The sequence below is a fragment of the Pseudomonas sp. AC239 genome (assembly GCF_979258545.1).
Map to the genome: position 1 here is coordinate 2,052,737 of NZ_OZ409864.1, position 19,094 is coordinate 2,071,830.

At 58.0% G+C, this 19,094-nt stretch carries 11 protein-coding genes, 3 rRNA genes and 1 pseudogene; 6 read left to right on the top strand and 9 right to left on the bottom strand.

Annotation, left to right across the window (positions count from 1 at the left end; all coding sequences use genetic code 11):
• Window positions 1–86 precede the first annotated feature (86 nt).
• The 3 genes from ACZ0AZ_RS09560 (at window position 87) to rrf (ACZ0AZ_RS09570) (ending at window position 3,470) form a co-directional block, all read left to right on the top strand.
• A 23S ribosomal RNA gene (locus ACZ0AZ_RS09560) occupies window positions 87–2,980 on the top strand.
• 153 nt (window positions 2,981–3,133) lie between these two features.
• Window positions 3,134–3,249, top strand: a 5S ribosomal RNA gene (rrf, locus tag ACZ0AZ_RS09565).
• A gap of 105 nt (window positions 3,250–3,354) precedes the next feature.
• Window positions 3,355–3,470, top strand: a 5S ribosomal RNA gene (rrf, locus tag ACZ0AZ_RS09570).
• Window positions 3,471–3,536: 66 nt separating this feature from the next.
• Here rrf (ACZ0AZ_RS09570) and ACZ0AZ_RS09575 read toward each other — a convergent pair.
• The 4 genes from ACZ0AZ_RS09575 to ACZ0AZ_RS09590 all read right to left on the bottom strand — a co-directional run bounded on the left by ACZ0AZ_RS09575 (window position 3,537) and on the right by ACZ0AZ_RS09590 (window position 8,880).
• Window positions 3,537–4,715 carry a PepSY-associated TM helix domain-containing protein gene (locus ACZ0AZ_RS09575; RefSeq protein ID WP_039764186.1) on the bottom strand — a complete coding sequence of 393 codons (1,179 nt, stop codon included), beginning with the start codon at window positions 4,713–4,715 and terminating at the stop codon, window positions 3,537–3,539.
• 75 nt (window positions 4,716–4,790) lie between these two features.
• The gene (locus ACZ0AZ_RS09580; protein ID WP_463537266.1) at window positions 4,791–7,292 is read right to left on the bottom strand and encodes a TonB-dependent siderophore receptor; all 2,502 of its coding nucleotides are present in this window, start codon (window positions 7,290–7,292) and stop codon (window positions 4,791–4,793) included.
• A gap of 86 nt (window positions 7,293–7,378) precedes the next feature.
• Window positions 7,379–8,380, bottom strand: a complete 1,002-nt coding sequence (locus ACZ0AZ_RS09585) for a FecR domain-containing protein (protein ID WP_463537267.1) — start codon at window positions 8,378–8,380, stop codon at window positions 7,379–7,381.
• A complete protein-coding gene (locus ACZ0AZ_RS09590; protein ID WP_039764190.1) occupies window positions 8,380–8,880 on the bottom strand; it encodes a sigma-70 family RNA polymerase sigma factor in 501 nt (166 codons plus the stop codon). The genes ACZ0AZ_RS09585 and ACZ0AZ_RS09590 overlap by 1 nt, the downstream gene beginning before the upstream one ends.
• A 312-nt stretch (window positions 8,881–9,192) precedes the next feature.
• On the opposite strand from ACZ0AZ_RS09590, the pseudogene ACZ0AZ_RS09595 reads away from it, so the two are divergent.
• Together ACZ0AZ_RS09595 and ACZ0AZ_RS09600 are read left to right on the top strand one after the other, a co-directional pair.
• Window positions 9,193–10,218, top strand: a pseudogene (locus ACZ0AZ_RS09595) (HAMP domain-containing protein); the annotation flags it as partial.
• 69 nt (window positions 10,219–10,287) lie between these two features.
• The gene (locus ACZ0AZ_RS09600; protein ID WP_370593577.1) at window positions 10,288–11,073 is read left to right on the top strand and encodes a methyl-accepting chemotaxis protein; all 786 of its coding nucleotides are present in this window, start codon (window positions 10,288–10,290) and stop codon (window positions 11,071–11,073) included.
• 126 nt (window positions 11,074–11,199) lie between these two features.
• On the opposite strand, the gene ACZ0AZ_RS09605 is transcribed toward ACZ0AZ_RS09600, so the two are convergent.
• The 5 genes from ACZ0AZ_RS09605 to ACZ0AZ_RS09625 form a co-directional block, all read right to left on the bottom strand.
• The gene (locus ACZ0AZ_RS09605) at window positions 11,200–11,667 is read right to left on the bottom strand and encodes an SRPBCC family protein (protein WP_039764193.1); all 468 of its coding nucleotides are present in this window, start codon (window positions 11,665–11,667) and stop codon (window positions 11,200–11,202) included.
• A 22-nt stretch (window positions 11,668–11,689) separates the two neighbouring features.
• A complete protein-coding gene (locus ACZ0AZ_RS09610; RefSeq protein WP_463537268.1) occupies window positions 11,690–15,082 on the bottom strand; it encodes a non-ribosomal peptide synthetase in 3,393 nt (1,130 codons plus the stop codon).
• 10 nt (window positions 15,083–15,092) lie between these two features.
• Entirely contained in the window at window positions 15,093–16,022 is a 930-nt protein-coding gene (locus ACZ0AZ_RS09615) for a diiron oxygenase (protein ID WP_130000206.1), read from the bottom strand.
• Window positions 16,019–16,795, bottom strand: coding sequence for a DUF3050 domain-containing protein (locus ACZ0AZ_RS09620; protein WP_130000207.1), 777 nt, complete (start codon window positions 16,793–16,795; stop codon window positions 16,019–16,021). The genes ACZ0AZ_RS09615 and ACZ0AZ_RS09620 overlap by 4 nt, the downstream gene beginning before the upstream one ends.
• A 697-nt stretch (window positions 16,796–17,492) precedes the next feature.
• On the bottom strand, window positions 17,493–18,203 hold the full coding sequence (locus ACZ0AZ_RS09625; protein WP_463537269.1) for a GntR family transcriptional regulator: 711 nt from the start codon (window positions 18,201–18,203) through the stop codon (window positions 17,493–17,495).
• A 195-nt stretch (window positions 18,204–18,398) separates the two neighbouring features.
• Between ACZ0AZ_RS09625 and lapG the strand changes: the two genes are divergently transcribed.
• Complete coding sequence (gene lapG, locus ACZ0AZ_RS09630; protein ID WP_130000208.1) at window positions 18,399–19,091, top strand: cysteine protease LapG; 693 nt, start codon at window positions 18,399–18,401, stop codon at window positions 19,089–19,091.
• The last annotated feature ends 3 nt before the right edge of the window (window positions 19,092–19,094 follow it).

Here is a 19,094-nt window from a genome sequence, read left to right on the forward strand (position 1 = left end):
AAAATTTGTGAGTTCTCTTAGTTGAGAAATTCGAATTTTCGGCGAATGTCGTCTTCACAGTATAACCAGATTGCTTGGGGTTATATGGTCAAGTGAAGAAGCGCATACGGTGGATGCCTTGGCAGTCAGAGGCGATGAAAGACGTGGTAGCCTGCGAAAAGCTTCGGGGAGTCGGCAAACAGACTTTGATCCGGAGATGTCTGAATGGGGGAACCCAGCCATCATAAGATGGTTATCTTGTACTGAATACATAGGTGCAAGAGGCGAACCAGGGGAACTGAAACATCTAAGTACCCTGAGGAAAAGAAATCAACCGAGATTCCCTTAGTAGTGGCGAGCGAACGGGGACTAGCCCTTAAGTGGCTTTGAGATTAGCGGAACGCTCTGGAAAGTGCGGCCATAGTGGGTGATAGCCCTGTACGCGAAAATCTCTTAGTCATGAAATCGAGTAGGACGGAGCACGAGAAACTTTGTCTGAATATGGGGGGACCATCCTCCAAGGCTAAATACTACTGACTGACCGATAGTGAACTAGTACCGTGAGGGAAAGGCGAAAAGAACCCCGGAGAGGGGAGTGAAATAGATCCTGAAACCGTATGCGTACAAGCAGTGGGAGCAGACTTTGTTCTGTGACTGCGTACCTTTTGTATAATGGGTCAGCGACTTATTTTCAGTGGCGAGCTTAACCGAATAGGGGAGGCGTAGCGAAAGCGAGTCTTAATAGGGCGTCTAGTCGCTGGGAATAGACCCGAAACCGGGCGATCTATCCATGGGCAGGTTGAAGGTTAGGTAACACTGACTGGAGGACCGAACCGACTACCGTTGAAAAGTTAGCGGATGACCTGTGGATCGGAGTGAAAGGCTAATCAAGCTCGGAGATAGCTGGTTCTCCTCGAAAGCTATTTAGGTAGCGCCTCATGTATCACTGTAGGGGGTAGAGCACTGTTTCGGCTAGGGGGTCATCCCGACTTACCAAACCGATGCAAACTCCGAATACCTACAAGTGCCGAGCATGGGAGACACACGGCGGGTGCTAACGTCCGTCGTGAAAAGGGAAACAACCCAGACCGTCAGCTAAGGTCCCAAAGTTATGGTTAAGTGGGAAACGATGTGGGAAGGCTTAGACAGCTAGGAGGTTGGCTTAGAAGCAGCCACCCTTTAAAGAAAGCGTAATAGCTCACTAGTCGAGTCGGCCTGCGCGGAAGATGTAACGGGGCTCAAACCATACACCGAAGCTACGGGTATCATCTTCGGATGATGCGGTAGAGGAGCGTTCTGTAAGCCTGTGAAGGTGAGTTGAGAAGCTTGCTGGAGGTATCAGAAGTGCGAATGCTGACATGAGTAACGACAATGGGTGTGAAAAACACCCACGCCGAAAGACCAAGGTTTCCTGCGCAACGTTAATCGACGCAGGGTTAGTCGGTCCCTAAGGCGAGGCTGAAAAGCGTAGTCGATGGAAAACAGGTTAATATTCCTGTACTTCTGGTTATTGCGATGGAGGGACGGAGAAGGCTAGGCCAGCTTGGCGTTGGTTGTCCAAGTTTAAGGTGGTAGGCTGAGATCTTAGGTAAATCCGGGATCTCAAGGCCGAGAGCTGATGACGAGTTACCCTTTGGGTGACGAAGTGGTTGATGCCATGCTTCCAAGAAAAGCTTCTAAGCTTCAGGTAACCAGGAACCGTACCCCAAACCGACACAGGTGGTTGGGTAGAGAATACCAAGGCGCTTGAGAGAACTCGGGTGAAGGAACTAGGCAAAATGGCACCGTAACTTCGGGAGAAGGTGCGCCGGTGAGGGTGAAGGACTTGCTCCTTAAGCCCATGCCGGTCGAAGATACCAGGCCGCTGCGACTGTTTATTAAAAACACAGCACTCTGCAAACACGAAAGTGGACGTATAGGGTGTGACGCCTGCCCGGTGCCGGAAGGTTAATTGATGGGGTTAGCTAACGCGAAGCTCTTGATCGAAGCCCCGGTAAACGGCGGCCGTAACTATAACGGTCCTAAGGTAGCGAAATTCCTTGTCGGGTAAGTTCCGACCTGCACGAATGGCGTAACGATGGCGGCGCTGTCTCCACCCGAGACTCAGTGAAATTGAAATCGCTGTGAAGATGCAGTGTATCCGCGGCTAGACGGAAAGACCCCGTGAACCTTTACTATAGCTTTGCACTGGACTTTGAATTTGCTTGTGTAGGATAGGTGGGAGGCTTTGAAGCGTGGACGCCAGTTCGCGTGGAGCCATCCTTGAAATACCACCCTGGCAACTTTGAGGTTCTAACTCAGGTCCGTTATCCGGATCGAGGACAGTGTATGGTGGGTAGTTTGACTGGGGCGGTCTCCTCCTAAAGAGTAACGGAGGAGTACGAAGGTGCGCTCAGACCGGTCGGAAATCGGTCGTAGAGTATAAAGGCAAAAGCGCGCTTGACTGCGAGACAGACACGTCGAGCAGGTACGAAAGTAGGTCTTAGTGATCCGGTGGTTCTGTATGGAAGGGCCATCGCTCAACGGATAAAAGGTACTCCGGGGATAACAGGCTGATACCGCCCAAGAGTTCATATCGACGGCGGTGTTTGGCACCTCGATGTCGGCTCATCACATCCTGGGGCTGAAGCCGGTCCCAAGGGTATGGCTGTTCGCCATTTAAAGTGGTACGCGAGCTGGGTTTAGAACGTCGTGAGACAGTTCGGTCCCTATCTGCCGTGGACGTTTGAGATTTGAGAGGGGCTGCTCCTAGTACGAGAGGACCGGAGTGGACGAACCTCTGGTGTTCCGGTTGTCACGCCAGTGGCATTGCCGGGTAGCTATGTTCGGGAAAGATAACCGCTGAAAGCATCTAAGCGGGAAACTTGCCTCAAGATGAGATCTCACTGGAACCTTGAGTTCCCTGAAGGGCCGTCGAAGACTACGACGTTGATAGGTTGGGTGTGTAAGCGCTGTGAGGCGTTGAGCTAACCAATACTAATTGCCCGTGAGGCTTGACCATATAACACCCAAGCAATTTGCTGACCTGAGAAGGCGCCAGATTGCGGTGTGTGAAGACGAAACGAACCGAAAGTTCGAAACGCACAAACACCAGATGTCACATACCCAATTTGCTGAAGCGAGGCCATCTGGTCACGAGTCAGTACCCGAATTTCTTGACGACCATAGAGCGTTGGAACCACCTGATCCCATCCCGAACTCAGCAGTGAAACGATGCATCGCCGATGGTAGTGTGGGGTTTCCCCATGTGAGAGTAGGTCATCGTCAAGATTAAATTCCGAAACCCCAATTGCGAAAGCAGTTGGGGTTTTGTTTTAGTAGAAGTTCCTGTTTTTGCTGGCCTGTTACCGTGTTGACGGGCCAGATAAAGAATTTCTTGACGACCATAGAACATTGGAACCACCTGATCCCATCCCGAACTCAGAAGTGAAACGATGTATCGCCGATGGTAGTGTGGGGTTTCCCCATGTGAGAGTAGGTCATCGTCAAGATTGAATTCCGAAACCCCTGTCTGCTAACGCAGACAGGGGTTTTGTCATTTAAGCGTGTATAAACGATCAGGCCGTTCTGCGATTCTTGCTGCTGCGTCTTGCCTGCCACTTGCGCCACCAGATATATACCCCCGTCCCTGACAGCCCCGCAATCAACACACCCAATACAGCGATCATTACCTGCCCTGTCACCCCGATGATCCGTCCCCCATGTATCGGCAACTGCAGTCGATAGAACTGCTCTCCCAGCGTGCCCTGTCCGGCGATTTCCTGTCCTAACAAGCGTCCGTCGGTACCGTGAAAGAACAACCAGGATTTACCGTGTGCGTCCGTATCGTGCTGTCCAAACCCTGCGCCGTAGAAGTTGTACTCAAAGCTGTAATACAACTCGCCGATTGCCGCCGTCAGTCCTAATCGTTTCCCTTCCTGCAATGCCCTTTCGTACGCCTGTTGATAACTTAACTGTGTCGTCCCCAGTTGATCAGCGGGCATTCGTCCTCTGGCTTCATAAACGCTCGGCTCGATTGGCGAAAACAACGAAACCGCAGGCTTGAACACCTGGCTCGGCAAGTTCATCGCCACGCTGCTGACGGCGATCGGTAACAACAGTAGCCACAACCACAATCCGCCGGCGCGATGTAGATCGAAGTTCAAACGGTAGGCATGCCCGCCTTTCACCTTCCACGCAGTCGCCCACTTCTTCCAGAAGGGCTTGCCGCGCGGCAAGGTCAGCCACAATGCTATAAAGCAGTCGATCACCCACGCGATGGCCACCCCACCCATCAACAGCAATCCCCAGTTACCGGGCAATGTCAGGTTGTAGTGAAACTCCAGAATGAACGGGATGAAGTTCTCCCGCTGAAAGCAGCATTCGCCCCAGTAACGCGCGCCTTTGTGCTCCGCACTCACCGGATCCAGATAAAACACCTGATTACGTTCATTGAACGGCTGACCCGTTGCTGGATCATTGCGTGGAACTGCCGCCAGCAGCGCCGTATGCCCCGCCTCCTGCGGATACTCCATGTACCAGACTTGCAATTTCGGATGCGCAGTCTGCACCGCATCTACCAACGCGCCCGGCGGCAAGCGCTCACCCTGTGAAGTCGCCTCATAGAACTGCGGGTTCAGCCACTCATCCAGTTCATGATTGAACGCCAGTACACTGCCTGTGAGGCCCGCCAACACAAGAAACACAGCAGTAGCCAAGCCCATATAACGATGCAACAAAACCAGAAACGCACGCATGCAAGACACCCCGAATAAACGACAAAGCCAGCCCCTGACAGCAGGGGCTGGCTTTTTTATGCACAGAACAATGCTTTAGAACTGATAGCTGACGGTCGCCGCTACGTTGCGTTCTTCGCCCATGTAGCAGAAGTTCAGACTGGCGCAGGACGCGACATAGGATTCATTGGTCAGGTTGTTTGCATTGAGCCGAACATCAACACCCTTCAAACCAATCTTGCCCAGGTCATAACCAATCGAGGCGTCGAACAGCGTGTAAGACGGCACCTTCATCGTGTTCTCCGCATCGGCCCAGCTGTAGCCGACATAGCGCACCCCACCGCCCAAGCGCAGCCCATCGAGTGCGGCGCTGTCGAACTTGTAGTCAGCCCACAGCGAGGCCATGTGTCGCGGCGCCTGAGTCGGCGAGTTACCCTTGTTCTCGATGACATCGGTCGGCGTACTCAAGGTACTGATCATCGATTTCGAATATTCGATGTCAGTGAAGGTGTAACTGCCGAGCACCTTGAAGTTGTCGGTCAGTTGCATGTGCGCTTCCAGCTCCAGACCCTGCGAGCGCACAGCGCCGACCGCGCGATAGAAGTTTTCCTGGGGCAGTTTGGTGGCGAGGTTTTTCTGGTCGATGCGGAATAGCGAGGCGGTGAACAGGTTGTCGGTGCCCGGCGGCTGGTACTTCAAACCGACTTCCCACTGCGTGCCATCGGTGGGGGCCAGTGGATTGCCGGCGCTGTCTGCATAGGAGTTCGGGTTAAACGACTCGGAGTAGCTGATGTATGGCGCCAGACCGTTATCAAACAGGTATAAAGCGCCGGCGCGCCCAGTGAGTTTCGTGCGGCGATCATTGATCTCTGTATCAACCGGGCGCCCCGCTTCGGCAATACGGTTTTCATCGGATGTCTCCACCCAGTCCTGACGCAGGCCCAGCGAGAAGCGCCACTTGTCCATTTCGATCAGGTCTTGCAGATACACACCGGTCTGCTCCAGCCGACGCAGATAGCTGGTGTCGCCGTACATTTCGATCGCCGAATTGCCATACACCGGATTGAACGCATTGATCGGCGCCAGTCCACCGCTGGTCCAGTCGACCACCGTTTTACGCCGCTGATAATCCGCGCCCACCAGCACCGTGTGCTTGGTCGCGCCGGTGAAGAATTCGGCCTGCAGCATGTTGTCGACGATAAACGCATGCAGGCGCTCGTCACCGCCGGTGTAATAACGGTTGAGTTCATTGCTGGTCGGGGTGGTCCAGCCATAGGCGTAGACCTGATCCATGTTCACTTTGGAATCGAGATAGCGGAAGTTCTGCCGGGCGGTGAAGACATCGTTGAAGCGATGTTCGAACTGATAGCCGAACGATTGCTGGTCACGGGAGTAGCCGTCGATCCCCGGCTCGCCCTCGAAGAAGCGCGGCGAGATGCGCTCGCCATTGCGCTGATGGATCGTGCCGTCCGCCGGAACGCCGCCGTGGTAGCCACCGTCCGGATCGTGTTGCAGGTAGGCCTGCAGGGTCAGCGAGGTGTCTTCGCTGAAATCGATGCTCAACGTCGGCGCGAGGGCGAAGCGTTTTTCCTTGTTGTGATCGAATTGCGTGTCGGACTGATCGCTCAATCCGGTCAGACGATAGGCAATGCGCTTGTCGTCATCGACCGGACCGCTGAAGTCAAACCCAACTCCGCGCTGGCCTTGCGTCCCTACTGTGGCCTGAACCTGATGATAAGCCTCGTACAACGGCTTTTTGCTGGTCAGCGCGACCAGACCGCCGGGCGAGCTACGTCCGTACAGCACGGACGACGGGCCTTTGAGAATGTCCACACGCTCGAGGAAATATGGATCGACCTGCATGGTGCTGTAAGTGCCGCTGTCACCCATCGACTTGAGGCCGTCGAGATAGATGTTGTCCACCGAGCCGTCGTTGAAGCCACGCATCGCTACATAGTCGTAACGGTGCGTGGCGCCGTACGGATTGGTCAGCACGCCCGGGGCGTAACGCATCGCTTGCGAGACAGTTTGTGAGCCCTGGTCATCCATCTGCTCACGTGTGACCACGGACACGCTTTGCGAAGTCTCCAGCAGGGCGGTACTGGTCTTGGTGGCGATCTGGCTGTGCGTGGCGTTGTAGCCGGCCATGCTGCCCAGCGCGTTGCCGAGGGCGAAGCCTTTGATATCGGTGGTCGGCAAGGCCAGTGCTTCGCTTTCAGCGAGTGGGCGAAGAATGTAACTGCTGCCGTCCTGACTGACGGCTTCCAGTCCGGAACCGCCGAGCAAATGGCTCAAGGCCTGATCGGTCGAATATTCACCCTGCACGCCGGGGGATTGCTGACCTTGAGTCTGTTGCGGCGTCATCGCCAAGGTGATGCCGGCCTGCCGGGCAAACTGATTCAACGCCTCGCCCAATGGCCCGGCAGCAATGTTGTAGCGGTGGCTGATCTCGGTGCCGGTGTTGGCGGCCAGACTCAGGCTCGGTAACACGCTGACGCCCAGCGCGGTGGTCAGCAGTGCCGCGCGAACCGCATGGCGCAGTAGTGTCGATTCTGCAGTGAAATTCAGAGGGTTCTTACAAGTGGCGCGGACAGTCATTGTGGATTTCCGTAGGCAGTCGCGGGGGCTGAGTTGAAGTGCTTACTGACTAAGCCGGACTGCCTGCGAAAACCCGCCAAAAATAATCACACTGCACGTTCCAGGGTCACCCACCAGCGGGTGCGATAACGCAATTGCACCGGCAGCGTCTGCGGCAGGACCGCCAGCAGCCTGTCGGTGTCCTCCAGACGGAACACCCCAGAAAGGCGCAGGTCTGCGATCTCCGCCGAACAATTGAGATAACCCGGGCGATAACGGCCGACTTCAGCGAGGAAGTCACCCAGCCGCATATTGCGCGTGACAATCAAACCGTCGAGCCAGGCGCCCGCATCCATATCTGGCGTCGGCGCTGCGCGCAAACCGCTTTGATCGACCAGAAAACTCTGCCCGGCGAGTGCTTCGAGGGAAAGACCGCCAGCGCGAACCAACACCCGGCCACGAGTAACGCTGAGCCGCGTGCACTGATCGTCCTGACGCAAAATGAAACGCGCATCGACCGGCGCATAACTGCCGTGGCGATTCTGTACGCGCAGCGGTCGATCGGCCGCCGCGCCTTCGTCAGCGCCGCCGCAGGTAACGATGATCTCGCCACGGGTCAGTTTGATCAGGCGCTGCTGCGTGGTGTACTCCAGATCCACGGCGCTGGCGGTGTTCAGTTCGATGCGCGTGCCGTCTGGCAACTGGAAACCGCGCCGTTCGCCGGTCGCCGTCGCGTAGTCGGCACTCCATTGCTGCCAGGCGGCGCTGTCCTTGGCCAGCCACGCGGCGGAGCCCACCAACAGCGCGCCCGACAACAACTTCAAGGCCTGGCGTCGGCCCAGCCCCTGCGCACTGTTTTCCAAGGTGTTGAAAGCGACCTGCGCACCCGGCACGGCGCGCAGACTGGAACTCAATTCGGCTTGCAGCGACTGCACCCGCTGCCAGGCGATTTCGTGTTCGTGATGCTCGGCGCGCCACTGCTCGCATTGGCGAGTCAGCCGCGAATTGCCGTGGTTATTACGCAGCCGCAGCAGCCAGTGAATCGCTTGCTTGACCACCTGTTGGCGCGGTTCGACGCGGCGAGCGAGTGAGAGGTTATCCACAGGCATCAGTTTTCATACCGCAACACATAGCAGTGATACAGCGCATCGGCGACGTAGCGTTCCACAGAACGTACCGACACGCCCAACTGCTCGGCGATCTGTTTATGCGTTAACCCTTCGCACTGCGCCAAGAGAAATGCCTGACGCACTTTCGGCTTCAGTCCTTCAAGCATGCGCGCAATGCTTTCCAGTAGTTCCAGCACCAACGCGCGCGATTCGGCGTCAGGTACTTCGCCTTCAGGCAAGTGAGCAATGGTCTCCAGATAGGCCCGCTCGATTTCCTCGCGGCGCCAATGATCGATCACCAGACCGCGCGCGATGGTTCGCAAGAAAGCTCGGGGCGCTTTCAGTTCGAGGCGTTCGGTGCGTTGCAGCAGGCGCAGGAAAGTGTCCTGAGCCAGATCCGCTGCATCCGCTGCGTTGCCCAGCCGCGCGCGCAGCCAAGCGTTGAGCCAGCCGTGATGACTACCGTAAAGCGCCTGTACGACCAACTCAGGTGAAGACATGACCACGCCAGCCCGAACGTCACAAATGATAATTAGTCGCATTGTCATCAAGGGTTACAGATTTTGCAACTGTCGCCCCCATGTCGATGCGAAAAATTCCCTCGCAGCCGCTCTGGCACGCCGTTCGGCGGGAATCCTGCACAAACCCCGTCCATTTCTCACGCGCCCCTAAGATTTCTCCGCCGCTGGCCGACAGACTGTTGAGAAATGCGTGCACCAAAGTAGAGCGGCCAGAAGAACGCTGCCTGCGTCGTACATGGAATGTTGCATCCGGAAACGCATCCCCACTTTTGGCATAAGAAGTCCCATGAAATGAATCTCAAGTTCAGCCATAAAATCCTCCTTGCCGCTTCGGGCGTCGTCGTCCTGGCGTTCGCATTGTTCACGCTCTACAACGATTATCTGCAGCGAAACACCATTCGCCAGAACCTGCAGTCCTCCGTGCAACAGGCCGGTGACCTCACCGCCAGCAGCGTGCAGAACTGGATGAGCGGGCGCATTCTGGTGCTGGAAAACCTCGCGCAGAACGTTGCCCATCAAGGCAGAACTGCCGACCTCCCCGGCCTTGTCGATCAACCGGCCTTCACGTCGAACTTTCAGTTCACTTATGTCGGGCAGGCCAACGGTGTCTTCACCCAGCGTCCCGATGCGAAGATGCCGGACGGTTACGATCCGCGTCAGCGCCCTTGGTACAAGCAGGCCGTGGCCGCCGATAAAACCATGCTGACCCCGCCGTACATGGCGGCCGTCGGTGGTTTGGTGGTGACCATCGCCATGCCGGTGAAAAAGGACGGCGAACTGCTCGGTGTGGTCGGTGGAGACCTAAGCCTCGAAACCCTGGTGAAGATCATCAACTCAGTGGATTTCGGTGGCCTCGGCCATGCATTTCTAGTCAGTGCCGACGGTCAGGTGATCGTCAGCCCGGATAAAGATCAGGTGATGAAGAACCTCAAGGACATCTACCCGAACGCCAGCGTGCGTATTGAGAAGGGCAATCAGAACGTTGTGCTCAACGGCCAGGAACGCATTCTCTCGTTCACCCCGGTCAGCGATCTGCCGAATGCGCAGTGGTACATCGGTCTGTCGATCGATCACGACAAGGCCTACGCCGCACTCAGCCAATTCCGCACCTCGGCGTTGATCGCCATGTTTGTCGCGGTCGCGGCAATTGCATTGCTGCTGAGCCTGTTGATCAACGTGTTGATGCGTCCGCTGACCACGATGGGTCGCGCGATGAAAGACATTGCCCAGGGCGAAGGCGACCTGACGCGGCGTCTGGTGGTCGAGAGCAAAGACGAGTTCGGTGAATTGGGCAGCGCATTCAACCAGTTCGTTGAACGGATCCACGCATCGATTTCCGAAGTGTCGTCGGCGACCCGTCACGTACATGACCTGTCGCAACGGGTGATGGCTTCGTCCAACGCTTCGATCGTCGGTTCCGACGAGCAAAGTGCGCGCACCAACAGCGTCGCGGCGGCGATCAATCAGCTGGGCGCCGCCACTCAGGAGATCGCGCGCAACGCGGCGGATGCTTCGCAGCACGCCAGTGGCGCTTCCGAGCAGGCCGATGATGGTCGTCAGGTGGTCGAGCAGACCATTCAGGCGATGACCGAGCTGTCGCAGAAGATCAGCCTGTCGTGCACGCAGATCGAAACCCTGAACGCGAGCACCGACAACATTGGCCACATTCTCGATGTGATCAAAGGCATCTCGCAGCAGACCAACCTGCTGGCGCTCAACGCTGCCATCGAGGCCGCGCGTGCCGGTGAGGCCGGGCGCGGTTTTGCCGTGGTCGCCGATGAGGTGCGCAACCTTGCGCACCGCACCCAGGAATCGGCGGAAGAAATCCACAAGATGATCACCTCGCTGCAGGTCGGCTCGCGCGAAGCGGTGAGCACGATGAACGCCAGCCAGGCGTCCAGCGAGCAGAGCGTGGAAGTGGCGAATCAGGCCGGTTTGCGCCTGGTCAGCGTGACCCAGCGCATCGGCGAAATCGACGGCATGAACCAATCGGTTGCAGCGGCGACTGAAGAGCAGACGGCGGTGGTGGAAACCCTCAACGTCGACGTCAACCAGATCAACCTGTTGAACCAGCAGAGCGTGGCCAACCTCAACGAAACGTTGAAGGATTGTGATGCGTTGTCGCAGCAGGCGAACCGGTTGAAGCAGTTGGTCGACAGTTTCAAGATCTGATTCACAGATCGCAGACCGCGTTATCGTTCTTCGCGAGCAGGCTCGCTCCCACAGGGAAATGCATCCCAAATGTGGGAGCGAGCCTGCTCGCGATAGCGGCGGTTCAATCACCGCCGAACCGATGCCTTAAACAAACAGCTTCAGCACATTGCCCATCGCATCATCGGCAAACCCCTGCACGAAATCCTTGAACCCCGGCAGCGCCTCCTCACCGCCCGACGCCGGTTCGGCAATGATCGTCCAGGTCGCTCGCGACTTCCCTGCGCTCAGCGACTCCACCTGCATCGCCGCCCACAGGTTCGCCACCCCCAACGTGTTGTAAATCGTCGTCCAGGTCATGCGCCGCGCCTGTTCATCGCGGGAGTTGAGTTGTTCGACCACGACGTTGCCGTCCTTGAAGATTTTCTTGCGCAGCGATGACACGCCCTCGCCGGTCATTTCGGTGTGCGACAGCGCCGGAATGAAGTGATTGAAGCCGGCGAAATTGCCGACCACCGCCCAGACTTGCGCCGCGTCCGCCGGCACTTCCACCGACGACACAACGTGGCAGCCTTGCGGGTTTTTGATCAGGGTGTCGGGTTGCAGATTGCTCATGGTATTGCTCCTTGTGGATGAGTCAGATGAAGTTGATTTCTTTCAAGTAGTCGCAGCCGCGACGTAGCAGCGCCGGGGATTTCTGCGGGTAGTGCGCGCCCATCTGCTGCACGCCGGCCGCGGCGTTGGCGTGGCCGATCAGCGAGATGTCGCCGATGTCTTCTTCGAAACCATTTAGGTAGAAACCGAGCACGCCAAACAGCGCGTTGTCGGCGTCGACCCGGTTCAATTGCTGCTGCCAGTCGGCGACGCTGACCAGCGAAAACTCGCTGCCGGTTTCGCGGAACGAAGCGACATAAGCCTCCCAGCTCAGCGGCTCGGGGTTGTGCAGGTTGAACACCGCGCGATCCGCTGAATAACGGCTGGCATGGAAGGCGATGAAGCGGGCGAGAAAGTCCACCGGCATCAGGTCGAAATTCAGCGCAAAGGCCGGCACCTGACCGAGCTGGATCGAGCCTTTGAGCATCAGCATCAAGCGATTTTTATGTGGCTGGCAAACGCCGCTGAGGCTGTTGAAGCTTATGTTGCCGGGGCGATAAAGATTGACCCGTACACCGCGCTCGCGCGCTCGTTCAAGGATGCGTTCGCCGACCCACTTCGACAGGTTGTAGCCGTTGCGAATGTAGATCGGCGGCGTCGCGGCGGCGGGCAGTTCCAGCACCCGACCGGCATCATCCACGGTGCTGGATGCCGACAGCGTCGAGACGAAGTTGAAGACCTTTTTGCGCTGCCCTTCGCATAGCTTCAGCAGGGCAAAGATCGGCTCTACGTTGTCCGCCGCCAGGGACTCGTAATCGAGCACGTGGTTGACGTTGGCAGCGTTGTGCACCAGCGCGCCGAACTCGCGATCCAGGTGCTGATAATCCTCATCGCCCAGGCCCAGTTGCGGGCGACTGAGGTCCGCCGCATAGACTCGCACGCGGCTGAGGTCGAGATGCTCGAGACGGTTTTCGCGCAACGCTTGGACGAAGCGTTGCGCCGCCGTTTGCCCGGCGCTATCACGCACCAGACAGGCCACTTCGCTGGCGCCCCAACCGAGCAGCGCTTCGACGATGTGCACGCCGACAAAACTGTTGGCACCGGTGACGATGACCTTGTGCACATCGCCCATGCGGCTGATCGGCAGCGGTTCGATGTCCAGCGCGCGATCGACGTCGGCCATGGCCTGAGCGCTGAGCACGGCGCTGTCATCGGTGCCGCGCACCAGCGTCGCCAGTTTGGTGATCGTGGGCAGTTCGATGAAGCGATTGATCGAAATGCTTCGGCCGAATTCCTCACGCAAGCGCAGCAACATCCGCGACAGCAGAATCGAATGACCGCCGAGATTGAAGAAGCTTTCGTCAGTGGAAATGTCGCTGGTCGGCAGTTCCAGCAATTCTGCCCAGATCTCCAACAGCAGCGCTTCGTCAGCATTGGCCGGCAGGCATTTCGCGGCGCTGTCCTGCACCGTCACCGGCAATGCCAACAGCGCCTTGCGATCGATTTTGCCGTTACTGGCGAATGGCATCTGCGCCAGTTCGGTCCACGCTCCCGGTTGCATGTAGTCCGGCAGAAACTGCCGGGCGTGGGCTTTCAGTTCGTACCGGGCAGTCTCGGTCTGTGGCTGGGCGAGGAACGCCAGAATCCGCCGCTGATTGTCGATGACCACGGCAATCTGCCGATACAAGCGGCTCTCGCGCAGGCAGCGCTCGATCTCTTCCGGCTCGACGCGAAAGCCACGGATTTTCACCTGATTGTCGCGCCGCCCGCACAGCTCGATACCGTGCTCGCCCCACTTGGCCATGTCGCCGCTGCGGTAGGCGCGCACGGTTTCGCCGCCGGGCAGTGACAGGTTCAGATAACGCTCGGCGGTCTGCTGCGGATTGTTCAGGTAACCGAGGCAGACACCGGGGCCGACGATGAACAGCTCACCGACGGTTTGATCGGGCACCGGTTGCAGATCGTCGTCGAGAATCAGCACCCGACTGTTGGCGATCGGCCCTCCCAGCGTGCGGTTGCTGTCGCCCGGTTTGAGCTGGCGCGCGGTGATCAGCACGGTGGCTTCGGTCGGGCCATACAGGTTGTGCAGGGTGCCTTGACGGGTCAATTGCTCGATGACGTACGGCTCGCAGACATCACCGCCGGTCATCACCTGAACGCCCTCCAGTTGTTCCAGCGGCAGGATGCTCAACAGCGCCGGTGGCAGGAAGGCGTGGGTCAGTTGCCGCCGGCGAATCAGCGCAATCAGCTGCAAAGGATCGCGGCGCTGGGTGTCGTCGGGCACGACGAGTTCCGCCCCTGCGAGCAGGCTGGGGAAGATGTCGATCAGCGAAGAATCGAAGCTCAGCGAAGAGAACTGCAACACCCGACTCTCGGCGTGCAGCTGCACGTAGTCGGCGTACCACGCGGTGAAATGGGCGAGATTGGCCTGGCTGAGCAGCACGCCTTTCGGATGCCCGGTGGTACCCGAGGTGTAGAGCGCCATGCACGGCGCATCAAGCTCCGGGCGGTGCTGCATCAGCGGCCGGTCGAGATCGGCGTTCGGCGCTTCGATGTCACTGACATCCAGCCCCGCTATCGACTCGCTGAGCGCCTGCTGTCCATCGTGAAGCAACAACACCGCGCCGGCGTTTTCCAGGATGTATTGCTGGCGCTGCAAAGGATGGCTCGGCTCCAGCGGCAAGTACACCGCGCCGCTGTCGAGAATCGCCAGAATCGAGGCGAACAGAGCCGGGCTTTTGCCTTGGCAGACAGCGACCATCCACGGCTGCGGATGTTGCTCGAGCAAGGGCAGCAACCGCTGCTGGATCGCCCGGCTGTGGGCGTGCAATTGGCGGTAGCTGATGGACTGTCCGCCGAGGTGCAGCGCCGGTCGTTCGGCATGCTCGATCAGGCTTCGTTGCAGACGCTCGATCAGCGGGATTTGCGCCTGCTCCAGCAGCGCCGGATTTGCCGTGTCGTTGAGACGGTGGACATACGCCAGTTTGTCGAGAAACAGCAGATCTTCCAGGCGTTCGAAATCCGGCGCTTTGAGGACCGGGGCATGCCTCAAATAATCGGCATCGCGGGAAAAGCGGCTGACCAGCAACGCCACTTCGTCGACCACATGGGCGAGCGCTCGTTGGCGTAGCGACTGACCGTTGCCGGACGGCTCATCGCCGATCGGCACACGGCTGATCAGCGACGAGCCGAGAAAGCACAGCAAGTCGAGGGTCGGCAGGCCGCCATGCTCTTGCGCGGCGACACCCAGGCGCAGGTGCAGATGCGGGATGGCGCAGAAGTCGCCGGCAGCGATAAAGCCATCGTCGATGATCAGATCCACCGCCGCTTGAGTGGCGCCGCTGCGGGTCACTGCGTGGCCGTGCTGTTCGAGTTCCTGAGCCAGATCAGTCATCGCCTGACTGGCACCGGTGAGCACAATATCGAGACGTTTCATGTCGGCCTCCTCAAACCAGATAGTCGCGCAGCGCGTGCTGCACGGACGGTGTGTCGAGCAGCGAACTGTTGTGGAAAAACCTGACGATGTTGCCCACCAGCGGGTGATGGCGGTTGATCGGAAAGGCGAATCCAGCGATCTCCTCGCGCAGTGAACGCCGCGTGGTTTCGTCGACTGACAGCGCATCGATCAGGCGCAGGTCGAAGGATTTCTGGATGTCGTTGGTCAGGTAATGGCCGATGAACACCGGCAGAATCTGCGCGATGGTTTCGCGGTCCGCGTCGCTGGCGGTGTGCCAATAGATGCGCACCATCCGTGCCCAGAAGCTCGAGTGGCGCCCCTCGTCGAGCAAGTGGTCGGCCATCAGGCCTTTGATCGACGGCTTGACCGAATCGTCGCGGGCGAACGCCGCGACATCACCGGTCACGGTGTTTTCGGCGATCGCCACGCAGATCAATTCCACCGCGCTGCGCAGGTGTTCCGGCGCCAGCGCGACAGCAGCGGGAATTGCCCGGCTCAGTTCGATTTCGTCGGGCAACAGAATCGGTTCGATGCCGGTCAGCGCCACCGTTTGCTGCATGAAATCCATGGCCACCAGCGCGTGGTAATCCTCATCGACCACCACGGTCATCGCGTCATAGCGACAGGCAAAAGGGAAAGCCACGGCGAAGCGATTCTTGGCAATGCTGCGGGCGGTCTTGTCGACGATTTCCGTCTCGAAAATCACTACGTCGTTGATGAATTTGTACAACGTCTGCACCAACGCGAAATCGCGCTGCTGCGGGCATTCACGCAGGAAGGTTTCGCTGAGCACCAGCGGCTGACGGCTGAGTGGGTAGATCAGGCGCTGATCGTCTTCCAGCACCCGGCGCGGACGAGTGCGGATGGTCGCGCGGCTTTCCCAGGCATCAGCGAAGGATTGATAGTCGGCGGCGTTCATTGGGCCACCTCGGCAACTTTTGCATTCATGCTCAAGCGCAGCCCGTCCCACAAGGCGATGCGGCTTTCCACGGCGGCGATGGCGCTGGCGTAGACTTCAGCTGCGCGCTGCGGATCGCCGTCGACCAGACGCTCCAGCAACTGCTCGGCGGCGGGACCGTGATCTTCGGAATCGACTTCGATATGCCGTTGCAGGTAGTAACGGAAGGTTGGTGCCTGTTCGATGCCGATGCCCCAGTCATCGAGAATGCGCTGGAACATCGTCGGAATGACGCTCTCGCGACCGTGCAGGAACGCGGCGGCAACGCTGTGTCCCGGCGCTTCCAGGGCGACGCGCAAGGTATCGCGGACAAACTGCGCCGCCGCCGGGTCGACGTCGACGCTCTGCAACGCGACGTCATAATTCACACCTTCCTGCTGTAATGCGACGAAACGCTCTACCGCCGTGGTGCTCGCGCCGATTTCGCGCATCGCATCCAGGTACAACTCGAAGTGGCTGTAGTGGCCGGCATCGAGGCGATCATCGGATTCCTCGCCCAGCACAATCTCGTTGATCAACCGCGCCGCGTGGGGATCGCGCGGCGGCAACCAGGGTAAACGCGTGCAGGTCAGTTCCTGTTGCAGGCGCTTGGTCAGCGACATGAAGTCCCATACGGCAAATACATGGGTTTCCATGAAACGGCGTAATACCGATAACGAAGTAATCTCGGAAAAGATCGGGTGAATACTCAGTTCGGCTTTCTTCTGGGCGAGTTGCTGCTTAGTGGGCATCATGATGTCCTTTATCATTGATATGAAATGCACAGTTCTTTCAGTTGCTGTAAGCGGTTGAGCAAGTTGTATGGAAAGTTATCCGGGCAAAGCCTTGCTTGCGATGTGGCATCGTTGCGGCGCCACGGTTGCTGCGTTTGGTACGTGAGGTATGCCGCGCTGAACAGCGAAGTTCAAACCTGGCGATAGAAAGCTAATACAGGGCAAAAGCATTTAACAAGTTTATTTTCAATTATTTCAAGTTGGCTTTTTCTCAAGTATGAGAGTTGCCGATAAAACTATTAAATTGAGTTTTATTTGAGCGTAGTTACTCCTTTCGGCTAATAACGGCCAAAATTGATGAACAAGAGTGAATGCCTCACTCGAAGCAACTTTCAAATAAGGAGATTGGTTGAATTCATAGGGGCGAAAGTTGGCCGGGACCGGCGCCAGGACTTCCTGTTTCCCGTGACAAGGCTCCTTCCGTAGGTTCCTGTTGCGGGGACTGTGCCGTCAGGGCGGCGCGTCCCCGTTCTATAGGGTTGGCGCTTGAAGAGTGCGGGTAAATTGCCGTCAGGGCTATTACCGATTGGTCATTGGTGGAGTGCAAAAAAAGCGCCGGTCAGGGCAAGGCGGGCAAAAGCGCACGCCGATCCGCTGCCAGAGCCGGCAGCAGAGCGGTCGCGAAGATTTGTAAGGGGATTATTCGAGCTGCGGGATATCAGCGTGAGGTGTGGCGCTTCTGTGCCGCGGGAGTAGCGAGATAGCGGGCGATCACCTCTACGCCACGGTTGAGGTGCTGCTCAAGCAATTCGAGCGAACGAGGGACGTTCTTCTCGATCACGGCCTGGAGCATGGCACGGTGGTCATCCTGGGACAGAGTACCCAAGCCCATCGCCTCCAGATTGAAGCGCAGAAAGCGCTCTTCTTCATTCAGGCCATCCTCCACCAGGCGCAGCAGTCGCTGGTTCGGCGCCTTGCTGTACAAAGCCATGTGGAACAGACGGTTGAGACGGCCGATCTCGTTGTAGTCGTGTTGCGCTTCAAGCTCATCGATATAACCGGCAGCGAGTTGATGCTCGGCGTCGGTCAGCAACGGAATCGACTGCCGCAATGCCTCGGATTCGAGCAGAATGCGCAATTCGTAGGTTTCGGTGGCATCGCCCTGGATCAGCGGCGCGACCACGGCGCCTTTGTGCGTGGTGACGCTGAGCAGCTCCTGCGCTTCGAGCTGGCGCAAGGCCTCGCGCACCGGCATGCGACTGACCCCGAACAGATCGGCCAGATCCTGCTGGCGGAGTGCAGTGCCGCAGGGCAAGCGCCCGTCGAGGATGGCTGAGCGTAGCGTTTCTTCAATGACGGACCGGGCCAGATGCGCAGGAATCGGTCCTTCGACTTTGATGCTGTGCAGCGGTTTGGGCTTCTGAGTCACGACAACACACCCTGTAGGTCGCAATATTTGGATCCAAATGACACTAGTGATTGCTCTACAGGTTGTCAAACCTTGTAAAATATAACGCTGCAATCTCAAGTCTAGCGCGTGTTCGATGATCTCACGGTGCCATTGTTTTTTGCCGGGCTAAGCTTCACCATCAAACGCTTCCTTTCTGTCCTCCTGGAACCTGCAGTGGCGGTACGTTTCGCGATCCCTCGGACCTTGCGCTGGCTTGGCTGCGCATTGCTGCTGGCCGGCGTCATGCTGGGCGGTCTGCACGCCGATTGGGATTTTTCCGCGATCAGCCGCAAGGCCGCTGCTCTCTATGGGCCACTGGGCGCCGGGCAGCAGCGCATCGATGCCTGGCAGAATCTGCTGGCGACGCAGAAGCAGGCCAGTGAGATGGACAAGCTCAAAGTCGTTAACCTGTTCTTCAACAAGCAGGTGCGTTACGTCGAAGACATCGATCTGTGGCGCGAAGTGGATTATTGGGAAACCCCGATCGAAGCGCTGTGGAAGGGCGCCGGTGACTGCGAAGACTACGCCATCGCCAAGTATTTCAGCCTGCGTCATCTCGGCGTTTCCAGTGACAAGCTGCGCATCACCTACGTCAAGGCGCTGCGCCAGAACCGCGCGCACATGGTGTTGACGTACTATGCGACCCCCGATGCCATGCCGCTGGTGCTCGACAGCCTGATCGATCCGATCCAGCCGGCGTCGCAGCGGACCGATTTGCTGCCGGTCTACTCTTTCAATGCCGAAGGCCTGTATTTGCCGGGCGCCAAGGGCAATAAAAAGGTCGGCGACACCAAACGCCTGTCGCGCTGGCAGGATGTGCTGAAAAAAATGCAGGCCGAAGGTTTTCCGGTCGAGACGATTAACTAGGAG